The following is an 11,453-nucleotide window of genomic DNA, read 5'->3' on the forward strand; positions in this document are numbered from 1 at the left end:
TCTTTCGCGTCTAAATAGACTCTCAAGACAATTTTGATAGTTTGTTCTAGACGCGATAAACCCTTGTCTCTACGATCAAGTAACCTTCCGCTTAACCCTGACCGATTAATAGACATCCGGTTATAAAAGCCTTCGTTGCGATTAAAAATCAGCTGATTCTGGTCAGCGCGTAGCCGCTAGCTTCGCTAACAACAGATCCAACTTTTGCTCAATTTCTCCAGCGCACTGTCGATAAGTTGCCAAGTCGCCACCATAGGGATCGGCAATTTCAGCTTGCTCGTGATAGCCAACGTATTTTTTCAAGGTATATACTTTGTCGGCAGCAGCAGAGAATGCATCAGCGATCGCTTTCTTTTGTCCGCCCGTCATTGTCAGCACCAAATCCGCCCAATCGAAGAGCTGGCGATCCAGCCGCTTCGCTTCATGGTAGTAATCGATACCATACTCCTTCAGGACGTGCTGGGTCTGCGGGGATGCAGAATCTCCCTCAAACGCCACGACGCCTGCCGATCGCACCTCCACTTCCATTCCTTGCGCTTTTTGGCGGAATAGCGCTTCTGCCATCGGGCTACGGCAGGTATTGCCCGTACACACAAATAAAATCCGCATTTGTGACCCTCCCTTTTCTCTCTCGCTGTTGCTCAGCCAATAAAACTGCTGTAGTTAATTCTACGGAAGATTGGGTCTTTTTATTGCATAAACGCGAACAGTCTTTTCCTGAATAATTGTGTCTTTTTCGTAAGTTAAGCCGACTTTCATTGCGACATTCTGAGACGCGATGTTTCCCGGATGGATTAAGGAAATGAGGCGGTTATAACCCAGCTCAAAACCATAATCCCGAATTGCACTAGCCGCTTCGGTTGCCAAACCCTTTCCCCAGTATTCCTTAGCCAGCATATAACCAATCTCGACTTCTTCTTGCCCATCCACTCGCTGCGGTATTAATCCACACCGACCAATAAACTGGTTGTCAGCCTTGTGAATGGTCGCCCACAAACCGAAGCCGTATTTCTCGTAGCAGCTAAATATCCACTTGATGTGACCTTTAGTTTCTTCGGATGTCCGCGTATTGGGGAAGAACTTCATCACGACCGGATCTGCAAAAATGGTTGCCAAGTCATCTACATCATCCAAGGTGAGATGTCGGAGAAGTAAGCGCGGTGTTTCAGTTACAATCATCTGATTTTTGGGTGCCTGTTTCACAAAGTCGAGTTCAACTGATATCTTGCACCAATATCTTGCAATCTTGCACCAACCCGATAACCTGCCCAGAATTCAAATTCTGGGTGAATAAATCAGGTCTATTGAAATAGACTAAAAACCTTAATATTTCTGATTTTTAGCCCGGTTTAACGAAATTAAAGCTATCAGCAAAAAAATTGCTTTCCTTGCGCCTCATTAAACTTCAGTTCTCATGCCGAGAAATGTAAAACGCACTATCTTTGTTATTAGACCTATTTTGACACCGCAAAATGAGGCTGAGGATAACACGGCGACGGTTCGGTATGCTAACGATCGCAAGTACCTTGGTCGTTGCTAAGGATGCAATTGCATCCCGCATCGCGAATGCAAACCTTACAAAAAATATTTTTATGCAAACAAGCCCTAAGACTTCTAACGCAGTCGCGAAAACCCTGGAGCCTGGTAGTATTGACGTGACCCTGCGGATCAATGGTAAACCGCACACTTTGCAAATCGAACCGCGCGTGACGCTACTGGACGCACTGCGCGAACGCATCGGTCTGACAGGCACCAAGAAGGGTTGCGATCGCGGACAATGCGGTGCGTGTACTGTGTTAGTTGATGGACGGCGCATCAACTCGTGCCTGACCTTGGCGGTGATGCAAGAAGGCGCGGAAATTACAACGATTGAAGGTTTAGCTCGTGGCGATGAACTTCATCCCATGCAGGCGGCTTTCATTAAGCATGACGGCTTTCAGTGCGGATATTGTACGCCCGGTCAGATCGTGTCTGCGGTGGGTCTATTAGCAGAAGGTTGCCCGACATCCGATGAGGCAATTCGGGAGTGCATGAGCGGCAATCTCTGTCGCTGTGGTGCCTATCCTGGCATTGTTGCCGCTGTGCGCGAAGTTCATCAGACGCAGACTAGCAATGGGTAGCCGGGAAGCATGAGCAATTCCGTCGTTTCACCAATCAATTGCATACCCGCTCCGCCTGAAATAAATTTTGGGCTAATCGCTAAAGTTAGCTAAAGCTAACTGGATATGGATTTCAACGGATTGAAATAGGTTTGAGCGGTGAAGCCGGAAATTTATTTCATGGCTCTTAAGTCAGTGCCATTCAACTTAAACCCATGCACAGGAGTTTTAATGAAACCTTTTAGTTATGTGCGTGCTACTGAAAAAGGCACAGCCATTCAGACAGTTGCGGGGGATCGGGCAGCAAAATTTATCGCAGGCGGCACTAATTTAATCGACTTGATGAAAGGAGGCGTGGCGCAGCCTGACCAACTGGTAGACATCACCCGGCTACCCTTGGCAGACGTGACGGCAATCTCGAATGGCTTACGCATCGGGGCGATGGCACGCAACAGCGACGTGGCAAATAATCGGTTGGTGCGCGATCGCTATCCGTTACTTTCTCAAGCGTTACTCGCTGGCGCGTCACCGCAACTGCGGAATATGGCAACCATCGGCGGCAACTTGATGCAAAGAACCCGCTGCTACTACTTCAACGATTCGACGATGCCGTGCAACAAGCGCGAACCCGGTTCCGGTTGTTCGGCGATTGAAGGGTACAACCGCATTCACGCGATTTTCGGTGCCAGCGAACAGTGCATTGCAACGCATCCTTCGGATATGTGCGTGGCGCTGGCAGCCCTTGATGCCGTAGTGCGTGTTGAGGGGCCGAACGGAGAGCGACAAATCCCCATCAGTGACTTTCACCGCTTACCGGAAGATACGCCTCAAATCGATACGATGCTTCAACATGACGAACTAATCGTTGCGGTGGATTTGCCAAATTCACCCTTTGCCGAGCGATCGCACTATTTAAAAGTACGCGATCGCGCTAGTTATGCCTTTGCCCTGGTTTCCGTCGCCGCCGCCCTCGATATCGACAACGGCACCATTAAAGCGGCGCGAGTCGCGATGGGAGGCGTCGCACATAAGCCGTGGCGGGCGGTTGAGGCGGAGAAAATTCTGGTTGGTGCAAAAGCGAACGAGCAAACCTTTGCAGCAGCAGCAGAGGCAACCGTTCGGGAAGCCCAACCCCAAAAATACAACCGATTCAAAGTTGAAATGGCAAAACGAGCGATCGCTCGGGCACTCACAAAAGCAGCAGGAGGCACAGTATGAGTCAATCTGAGAATGCAACCAACCAAGCTGTGGGTAAGCCAATGGATCGGGTGGATGGACGCCTGAAAGTGACGGGTGGTGCCCGCTACTCGGCGGAAATCCCTGTAGAAAATCCCGCCTATGCCGTCTCTATCGGCAGCGCGATCGCCTGCGGACGCATTAAAAGCATCGACACCCGTGCGGCGGAACAGTCCCCTGGTGTACTGAGTATCTTGACGCACCTCAACGCGCCTAAACTCCGCCCGGTGCCCACCTTGTTCGGGGGTGGGGCTGCTGCCGAAAACCGCCTGGTGCTGCAAGAAGCGGTTGTACATCACATCGGTCAGCACATCGGCGTTGTCATTGCCGACACCCTAGAAAACGCTACCCACGCCGCATCCCTCGTCCGCATCGATTACGACGCCGAAACGCCGGTGGTGGAGATGGAAAAGGCGCAGGCATTCGCGCCGAAGTCCGTGTTTGGCAAACCGCCAGAGACGATACGCGGCAATCCGGCGCAAGCGTTAGCCGATGCTGAGGTGCGGATTGAAGAAACTTACCGGACGCCCACCGAACACCACAACCCGATGGAGACGCACTCGACAACTGCCGTGTGGGAGGGCGATCGCCTCACCATTTACGACGCCACGCAGTCTAACTTCGGCGTGCGTCAGGCAATGGCGACGACGTTCGGCATCCCCGACGAGAACGTGCGCGTCGTGTGTCAATTCATTGGCGGCGCGTTTGGCGGCAAAGCTATGGTTTGGCCCCACGTCACGCTAGCCGCCCTCGCTGCCCGCCAGGTACGTCGTCCCGTGAAATTAGTTTTAACCCGCGAACAGATGTTCACCACGGTTGGGCACCGGGCACAAACCGAGCAACAAGTCGCACTCGGCGCAACCCGCGACGGTCGCTTGACTGCGATCGCCCATCGGGGCATCTCCCATACTTCAACGTTCGAGGAATTCCTCGAACCGTACACTGTGGGAACCCACATGATGTACGCCACTCCCAACTTGCAAGCAAAGCAAAGTCTCGTCCGTCTCAACAAGGGAACGCCGACCTTTATGCGTGCCCCCGGCGAAAGTCCGGGAATGTTCGCCCTGGAATCGGCAATGGACGAACTCGCTTATGCCGTGAAACTTGACCCAATTGAGTTGCGCCTCCGCAATCATGCAGACATAGATCCCAGCAATAACCTGCCTTGGTCGAGCAAGTCGCTCAAAGAATGTTACCAACTCGGCGCAGAAAAATTTGGCTGGTCGCGGCGCACTCCCGAACCGGGTTCGATGCGGGACGGTCGTTACCTAATCGGCATGGGAATGGCAAGCGCCACGTACCCCGTGAATCACTTCCCGGCTAGCGCGAGAGTCCGCATCCTGCAAGACGGCACCGCCTTAGTGCAGAGTGGTTCTCAAGAGATGGGGACAGGTACGGCGACGGTGATGGCGCAAGTCGCCGCTGACGCCCTTGGGTTGCCGGTTGAGCGAGTGCGATTTGAGCTGGGAGATACCCAGTTGCCCCGTGCGCCGATATCGGGCGGATCGGCGACGATGGGAAGCGTGGGGACTGCCGTGCATGAAGCGGCACAAGCAGCCCGTAGGAAGGTACTGGAGTTGGCACGCACGGATGCTAGTTCGCCGCTTTACAACGTCCCGGAAACGGACATGGCGATTGAGGGCGGACGCCTGTTTCGCAAGAGCGATCGCAACCAGGGCGAAACTTACCAAGCGGTGCTGATGCGCCAAAATTTGCCGCAAGTCGAAGAAAGCTTTGATGCCAAGTTTAACCGCGCCGAGAAGAAGTATTCCATGCACTCCTTCGGCGCTCAATTTGCCGAAGTGCGCGTCGATCCTGACTTTGGCGAAGTGCGCGTAACCCGCTTTGTGGGAGCCTTTGGTGTGGGACAGGTAATCAACCTCAAAACAGCGCGATCGCAAATGATCGGCGGTATCGTCATGGGGCTAGGTATGGCACTACTAGAAGAAACGGTGACAGACTCCCGTACCGGGCGCATCGTCAACGCCAACCTCGGTGAGTACCACGTACCCGTCAACGCAGACATCCCCGCAATTGAGTCGTACTTCGTCGAAGAAATCGACCCGTACATTAACCCGATTGGAGCCAAAGGCGCAGGCGAAATTGGCATCACTGGCGTGGCGGCGGCGGTGGCAAACGCTGTCTATCACGCCACCGGGAAGCGTATCCGCGACCTCCCGATTACACCGGATAAGTTGCTGTAATCTGTCTTAGAACCTAACCCCCCAGCCCCTTCTCTACGAGAGAAGGGGAGCCATATTCAAAGCCCCTCTCCGTGTCGGAGAGGGGTTTGGGGAGAGGTCAGCCCGGATTGGCTCAAACTGCAAAGCTCTATATGAAAGAATTACAGGAGATTGTTGCCGCATTTGCAAAAGCCAAAAATTGCGGCAAGACAGTAGCGATCGCCACCATTGTTAAAGTTAGTGGGTCTACCTATCGGCGACCGGGCGCTCGAATGCTGATAACGCTACAAGGTGAGCGAATCGGCTCCATTAGCGGCGGCTGTCTGGAGAATGACGTTTTTGAACGCGCTCAACAGGTCATCGTGTCCGGTCAACCCATGTTGGTGAACTACGATACGACCTCCGACAATGACATCGTCTGGGGGTTAGGACTCGGTTGCAAGGGAATGGTACAGGTGTTGATTGAACGCCTAACTCCAGAGAACGAGTTAAGTCCGATGACCTTTCTGGGAGAGTGTCTGCATCAGCGGCAGGTAGGAGTTCTAGCAACGATATTTCACATTGAAGGTCACATAAAGGCACAAGTCGGAACCCATTTAATGCTGCATCAAGATGGCACAATTTTCAGTAACCTCGAAGATGCAGATTTGAGTGCAGACATCCTCGAAGATGCCCGTGAAGTGCTTGATAAAAATTGCTCGCTTTTTAAAGCGTATCCCTTACTGGGAGGGAAAGCCGAAGTTTTTATCGAAGCGATTCAGCCACCTGTTTCGCTGGTCATTTTTGGCGCGGGTGACGATGCCATCCCGGTTGTACGCTTGGCGAAGGAATTGGGATGGTGCGTAACAGTCGTTGATAGCCGACCTGCCAATGCAAAATCAGACCGATTTCCCAGCGCCGATGAAGTCATTTTGTCTCACCCAGAAAGAGTCAATGAAACCGTAGAAATTGATAAGCGCACGGTAGCTGTCGTGATGACCCATAACTATCTGCACGACCTAGAAATCTTGAAAACACTCTTGCCTTCTCCCGTGCAATATTTAGGGATTCTTGGCCCTAAAAGAAGAACCGAACAGTTACTTCTTGAGCTAAAAGAACAGGGAATTCAGCTTACAGAAGCCCAACTTCACCGCTTGCATGGCCCTGTTGGACTGGATATTGGCGCTGACACACCGGAAGCGATCGCACTCTCAATTGTGGCGGAAATTCAAGCGGTTCTCGCCAATCGTTCGGGCGGGTTATTAAGAAAGCGCCAGGAACCAATCCACAACCGGAGTACCGGATGAATGCGCCTGTCGTCGGTTTGATAATTCTGGCAGCAGGAGCATCTACTCGCATGGGGACGCCAAAACAACTGCTGTTGTATCAAGGACGCAGCTTCCTCCGCCATACCGCAGAAATTGCGATCGCTTCCCGCTGTCAACCCATCGTCGTCGTTCTGGGAGCGAATGCAGAACAAATTAAGCCGGAACTCAGCGAGTTACCCATCCAAATTGTCGAAAACCCACAGTGGGCGGAGGGGATGAGTTCTTCGATTCGGGTGGGTATTGAAGCGCTGAGTAATTTAAATCAGAACATAGACGCCGTTGCGATCGCACTTTGCGACCAGCCTTTCATCTCTTCCCAACTACTCAATCAAATTGTGGAAGCCTATCAGGTCACGCGCCGACCGATTATTGCTTCAGAGTATGCAGGAAGCTTGGGTGTACCCGCTTTGTTCAGCCGCGCCTTGTTTCCAGAACTCATGAGCCTAAAAACGACCGAAGGCGCAAAACAAATCATCAAAAAATACTCACCCGAAGTCTTTCGCATCCCGTTTGCGGAGGGTGCTATCGACATTGATACTCCAAAAGATTACGAGAAATTTCAAGCGATCGCTGATGAGTATCTACAAAGCAGGACTGGTATTTAACAAATATAGCAATCCTAAATGAGTTGTAAACTTCTCTCTCTTCTCTTCTCTTTCTCTGTGTTCTCTGCGTCTTGGCGGTTCGTTTTTCCCCCAAATCACATAGGACTGATATATCAAGATGAAAGATGATGCATTTTTTACTTTTTAAAGCATTTTCTCCATGAACACAGTACAAGGACTCGTATTGTATCGCTCAATAAAATAGAAGCCGAGCCGCTGATAAAGCTCCAGAGCTTGTGCTTGTTTTTGCTCATCAATCGTATCCAGCCTGACTTTCTTATAACCTGTAATTTTGGCAAAATCTAAGAGCATCTGAGCCATTTTCGTCCCCAACCCTCGTCCTCGATAATCTTTAAGAAACCACATTCTCTTTAGTTCGCAGATGTTGTCGCTCAAACGCCGAATTGCGCCGCTGCCAACAACCCGCTCCTCATCAATCAGCACCAAAAATGTGCCCTTATTGTCGAAGTAGTGCGATTGCACGTCATCTATATCAGACATGGCATCGTAATGCCTAATCACTTCTTCAGGAAGCTGCCATATTTCCTTGCAAACCGCGATGATTACGCGCTTGACTTCTTCAACTTGATGTGATTGTATCGGTTTGATTTCTATCATCTGTTTTTCTGCTGTTGCGTATAAACGGGACAGATTATAAGTTTGAGAGCCTTAAATTCGATGTGCAACTGCTGAGTCAAGCCCCACCAAGTGTGAAAGCGGAAACCAGATTGCCAGTTAGGAAAAATGTCTATCTTAAGACGTATCCCCAGGCAAGTGACAAAACATCGTTCCCTGCGTAGACTGAGCGCAAGTCAATCAGGCAAACTTCAACAAGAAATTAGCGATGAAGACACGACAGTTAGGACAAAGCGATCTCACCGTCTCGGCAATCGGTTTGGGTTGCATGGGAATGTCAGATTTTTACAGCAACCGCGATGATACTGAATCAATTGCCACCATTCATCGGGCGCTGGAATTGGGGCTAAATTTTCTCGACACGGCTGATATGTATGGGCCATTCAAGAACGAAGAATTGGTCGGACAAGCGATAAGAAATCGCCGCGACTCAGTGGTTCTCGCTACTAAATTCGGCATCGTTCGCAGCGAAGACCCTACCGTTCGCGGTATCAATGGCAAACCGGAGTATGTTCGTTCTGCCTGCGAAGCGAGTTTGCGTCGTCTGGGTATAGAGACGATTGACCTCTACTACCAGCACCGAGTTGACCCAAATACTCCCATCGAAGAAACCGTCGGTGCAATGGCGCAACTGGTTCAAGAAGGCAAAGTCAGATATTTAGGACTCTCGGAAGCTGGATCGGAAACCTTGCGTCGCGCTTGCTCCGTACATCAAATTACCGCATTGCAGAGCGAGTATTCTCTGTGGAGCCGCGATCCAGAAGACACAATTCTTGCCACCTGTCGAGAGCTTAACATTGGCTTTGTTGCCTATAGCCCGCTCGGACGGGGCTTTTTGACCGGGCAGATCAAAAGCTTTGATGACTTGGCTGCTGATGATTACCGCCGCAACTCACCGCGTTTTCAGGGCGAGAACTTTCAGAAAAATCTGGAACTGGTACAACGGATTGGCGAAATTGCCCAAGAAAAAGGGTGCCGACCAGCGCAGCTGGCTCTTGCTTGGGTGCTGGCGCAGGGTGAAGACATCGTTCCGATTCCCGGAACTAAGCGACGACAATATTTGGAAGAAAATACCGCTGCGCTGGAAGTGAATCTGACACCAGAAGATTTGCAGCGCATTGACGAAGTGGCCCCCAAAGGCGTCGCTAGCGGCGGACGTTATCCGGAATCGATGATGAGCATGGTAAACCGCTGACATTTTTTATCAACGGTTTCTGCTACAAAGATGCTTGTGACAGGTCAAAGTTACTGCGTGCAATCCTGAAAGCGGTTAATTCCGAGCCATCAGATTTTTTGTCCATGCTAAAACTCCCTTCGTTCTACGAGGAAAACCATGAGATACAAGCTATTAGGAAAGAGTGGATTAAGAGTTTCCGAACTCTGCCTTGGCACAATGACTTTTGGTGAAGACTGGGGCTGGGGCGCATCCAAAGATGAAAGCCGCCAAATCTTTGATGCCTTTGTGGAAGCAGGCGGTAACTTTATTGACACTGCCAACGGCTACACAGAGGGCACCAGCGAGAAAATGGTTGGTGAGTTCATTGCCTCAGAACGGGAACGCTTTGTCGTTGCTACCAAATACTCATTTCCCTTGCACATGAGCGATCGCGCGGGCAACCCCAATGGCAGTGGCAACCATCGCAAGAACATGATGCAGTCATTAGAAGGCAGTCTGAAACGCCTTAAAACTGACTACATTGACGTATACTGGCTGCACGCTTGGGACTTCATGACGCCCGTAGAGGAAGTGATGCGTGCCTTCGATGACATGGTACGTTCTGGCAAGGTTCTCTACATTGGCATTTCTGACGCACCCGCCTGGATTATTTCCCAAGCAAATACGCTGGCGCAGTGTTACGGCTGGACGCCGTTTGTAGCGCTGCAAGTCGAGTACAGTTTGATTCAGCGGACACCGGAACGGGATTTGTTACCGATGGCAAAGGCATTCGACTTGGCAATTACGCCGTGGTCGCCCTTGGGTGGCGGCGTGCTAACGGGCAAGTACAATCAGCGAACCCAGAGCAATAGTGGCGAACAGGGGGGCGAACAGGGGCGAATCGGAACGACAGGAGGGAATATTTCCGAAAGCCAGCTAGCGATCGCAGAGGTTGTTTGTCAAGTTGCTGAAGAAATTGGGCACACGCCTTCACAAGTCGCGCTGGCTTGGCTAAGCGCTCAAAGCAGTGTCATTATCCCGATTATCGGTTCTCGGAAGGTCAGCCAGATCAAAGATAATCTGGCTTGTTTGGATGTCAAACTTATGCCAGAGCATTTGCAACGCCTCAACGAGGTGAGTCAGATTGATCTGGGTTTCCCCCATGACTTCCTGAGTAATGACACGATCCGCGATCGCCTTTATGGCGGCACATTCAACTTAATCGACAATCATCGCATCTGAAGTCAGGGTAGGGAAAAAATCAACCAACCTATGCTTTTTTCCTGATAATTTCCAATGGCGATCTAATTCACCTTGCAGAATTGACGCTAAAGCCAGAGAATCAGGAATGCTTGGGGAATTGGAGCGAGAATCGGTAATGTTAAGGTTGCAAAATCCAGAACGAAACGATTTTAAATCTCCCACAAAAATGTATCGCTTAAATAAGGTGAAGTTGCCATGAAAGTTAAATCTGCATATACAAGGCTTCTGGTTACTGATATTGAAGCTTGCTTTCTGTTCTACCGAGATGTAATGCAATTCAAGGTAAATGTAGAAGATTTCACGAGCGGATATGCTGAATTTGAAGCGGGAGATATGAAGCTGGCTTTATTCAGGCGCAAGGAAATGGCAGAGATGATAGGCAACGATCAGAAGCCCTCCAGTGCCGAATGTCAAGACAAAGTTGTATTAATTTTCACAGTACCTAACTTGGACGAAGCCTATCACGACTTAAGACATAAAGGCATCGAATTTACTACAGATCCGATGACCAACCCATACTATGGAATGAAGACAGCCTATCTTCGAGATCCTGATGGAAATCTTATCGGTTTATATCAATTTTTAGACTGATATAAAAGAGCCAGTCTGGTTAGCGATGCCTAAGCTTATGATTGCGCGATCTCTATTTGCATTCTAGGCCTGCCGTCAGCATTACAAAGAAAGCGCCGCCCCTGGATAGCAGCTTATCTCAGCGTTCGGAAACCAAAGGCAAACCAGATTCCGCATCCCTCTTAGGTGCGACTTGCTGACGGACACAGTGCCTTCGATACCTTTAAAGAACTCCTGACACAAGGCGGTGCAGGTTTAATCGAACCCATGTGAAATAAGCAAATATCCTGGCGTGCTACCGATCCGAGAAGAGGACTTTCCAGCGAATAATGTAGCTGAAGAGAGAAAATCGCAACTTTAATCTGGCGAACTGACTTTTTCCGCCCTTGTTGTCCCAG

General features: G+C 50.4%; 12 protein-coding genes. 9 read left to right on the forward strand and 3 right to left on the reverse strand.

Annotated features, from left to right (window positions below):
• Nucleotides 1–162 precede the first annotated feature (162 nt).
• Nucleotides 163–609 carry a low molecular weight protein arginine phosphatase gene (locus NC997_RS22610; RefSeq protein ID WP_190524090.1) on the reverse strand — a complete coding sequence of 149 codons (447 nt, stop codon included), beginning with the start codon at nucleotides 607–609 and terminating at the stop codon, nucleotides 163–165.
• Between the two features lie 60 nt (nucleotides 610–669).
• Entirely contained in the window at nucleotides 670–1,179 is a 510-nt protein-coding gene (locus NC997_RS22615; protein ID WP_190524092.1) for a GNAT family N-acetyltransferase, read from the reverse strand.
• Nucleotides 1,180–1,414: 235 nt separating this feature from the next.
• Between NC997_RS22615 and NC997_RS22620 the strand changes: the two genes are divergently transcribed.
• The 6 genes from NC997_RS22620 (at nucleotide 1,415) to NC997_RS22645 (ending at nucleotide 7,430) form a co-directional block, all read left to right on the forward strand.
• A complete protein-coding gene (locus NC997_RS22620; RefSeq protein ID WP_339380599.1) occupies nucleotides 1,415–1,540 on the forward strand; it encodes a hypothetical protein in 126 nt (41 codons plus the stop codon).
• Between the two features lie 52 nt (nucleotides 1,541–1,592).
• Nucleotides 1,593–2,120, forward strand: a complete 528-nt coding sequence (locus NC997_RS22625; protein ID WP_199305998.1) for a 2Fe-2S iron-sulfur cluster-binding protein — start codon at nucleotides 1,593–1,595, stop codon at nucleotides 2,118–2,120.
• 210 nt (nucleotides 2,121–2,330) lie between these two features.
• A complete protein-coding gene (locus tag NC997_RS22630) occupies nucleotides 2,331–3,317 on the forward strand; it encodes a xanthine dehydrogenase family protein subunit M (RefSeq protein WP_190411578.1) in 987 nt (328 codons plus the stop codon).
• On the forward strand, nucleotides 3,314–5,539 hold the full coding sequence (locus NC997_RS22635; protein ID WP_190524098.1) for a xanthine dehydrogenase family protein molybdopterin-binding subunit: 2,226 nt from the start codon (nucleotides 3,314–3,316) through the stop codon (nucleotides 5,537–5,539). The genes NC997_RS22630 and NC997_RS22635 overlap by 4 nt, the downstream gene beginning before the upstream one ends.
• 131 nt (nucleotides 5,540–5,670) lie before the next feature.
• Nucleotides 5,671–6,804: an XdhC/CoxI family protein gene (locus tag NC997_RS22640; RefSeq protein WP_190524101.1), complete on the forward strand. Its 1,134-nt coding sequence runs from the start codon at nucleotides 5,671–5,673 to the stop codon at nucleotides 6,802–6,804.
• Nucleotides 6,801–7,430 (forward strand): nucleotidyltransferase family protein, encoded by a 630-nt coding sequence (locus NC997_RS22645; RefSeq protein ID WP_190524104.1) that lies wholly within the window; start codon nucleotides 6,801–6,803, stop codon nucleotides 7,428–7,430. The genes NC997_RS22640 and NC997_RS22645 overlap by 4 nt, the downstream gene beginning before the upstream one ends.
• A 144-nt stretch (nucleotides 7,431–7,574) precedes the next feature.
• Here the strand turns inward: NC997_RS22645 and NC997_RS22650 are convergent, their stop codons facing one another.
• Complete coding sequence (locus NC997_RS22650; RefSeq protein ID WP_190524107.1) at nucleotides 7,575–8,048, reverse strand: GNAT family N-acetyltransferase; 474 nt, start codon at nucleotides 8,046–8,048, stop codon at nucleotides 7,575–7,577.
• Nucleotides 8,049–8,274: 226 nt separating this feature from the next.
• Between NC997_RS22650 and NC997_RS22655 the strand changes: the two genes are divergently transcribed.
• From NC997_RS22655 to NC997_RS22665, 3 genes are all read left to right on the forward strand, one after another.
• Nucleotides 8,275–9,261: an aldo/keto reductase gene (locus NC997_RS22655; RefSeq protein ID WP_190524110.1), complete on the forward strand. Its 987-nt coding sequence runs from the start codon at nucleotides 8,275–8,277 to the stop codon at nucleotides 9,259–9,261.
• A gap of 138 nt (nucleotides 9,262–9,399) precedes the next feature.
• The gene (locus tag NC997_RS22660) at nucleotides 9,400–10,464 is read left to right on the forward strand and encodes an aldo/keto reductase (RefSeq protein ID WP_190524113.1); all 1,065 of its coding nucleotides are present in this window, start codon (nucleotides 9,400–9,402) and stop codon (nucleotides 10,462–10,464) included.
• A 216-nt stretch (nucleotides 10,465–10,680) separates the two neighbouring features.
• Nucleotides 10,681–11,076 (forward strand): VOC family protein, encoded by a 396-nt coding sequence (locus tag NC997_RS22665; RefSeq protein ID WP_190524116.1) that lies wholly within the window; start codon nucleotides 10,681–10,683, stop codon nucleotides 11,074–11,076.
• Nucleotides 11,077–11,453: the final 377 nt, after the last annotated feature.

The sequence above is a fragment of the Trichocoleus sp. DQ-A2 genome, from assembly GCF_039961915.1.
Classification (GTDB): Bacteria; Cyanobacteriota; Cyanobacteriia; order Cyanobacteriales; family FACHB-T130; genus FACHB-T130.

Excerpts from the sequence above, each read along its gene's own strand:
- NC997_RS22615 (WP_190524092.1), bottom strand. The coding sequence starts at position 1,179 with ATGATTGTAACTGAAACACCGCGCTTACTTCTCCGACATCTCACCTTG.
- NC997_RS22610 (WP_190524090.1), bottom strand. The coding sequence starts at position 609 with ATGCGGATTTTATTTGTGTGTACGGGCAATACCTGCCGTAGCCCGATG.
- NC997_RS22650 (WP_190524107.1), bottom strand. The coding sequence starts at position 8,048 with ATGATAGAAATCAAACCGATACAATCACATCAAGTTGAAGAAGTCAAG.
- NC997_RS22645 (WP_190524104.1), top strand. The coding sequence starts at position 6,801 with ATGAATGCGCCTGTCGTCGGTTTGATAATTCTGGCAGCAGGAGCATCT.
- NC997_RS22620 (WP_339380599.1), top strand. The coding sequence starts at position 1,415 with ATGCCGAGAAATGTAAAACGCACTATCTTTGTTATTAGACCTATTTTG.
- NC997_RS22635 (WP_190524098.1), top strand. The coding sequence starts at position 3,314 with ATGAGTCAATCTGAGAATGCAACCAACCAAGCTGTGGGTAAGCCAATG.
- NC997_RS22625 (WP_199305998.1), top strand. The coding sequence starts at position 1,593 with ATGCAAACAAGCCCTAAGACTTCTAACGCAGTCGCGAAAACCCTGGAG.
- NC997_RS22630 (WP_190411578.1), top strand. The coding sequence starts at position 2,331 with ATGAAACCTTTTAGTTATGTGCGTGCTACTGAAAAAGGCACAGCCATT.
- NC997_RS22655 (WP_190524110.1), top strand. The coding sequence starts at position 8,275 with ATGAAGACACGACAGTTAGGACAAAGCGATCTCACCGTCTCGGCAATC.
- NC997_RS22665 (WP_190524116.1), top strand. The coding sequence starts at position 10,681 with ATGAAAGTTAAATCTGCATATACAAGGCTTCTGGTTACTGATATTGAA.
- NC997_RS22640 (WP_190524101.1), top strand. The coding sequence starts at position 5,671 with ATGAAAGAATTACAGGAGATTGTTGCCGCATTTGCAAAAGCCAAAAAT.
- NC997_RS22660 (WP_190524113.1), top strand. The coding sequence starts at position 9,400 with ATGAGATACAAGCTATTAGGAAAGAGTGGATTAAGAGTTTCCGAACTC.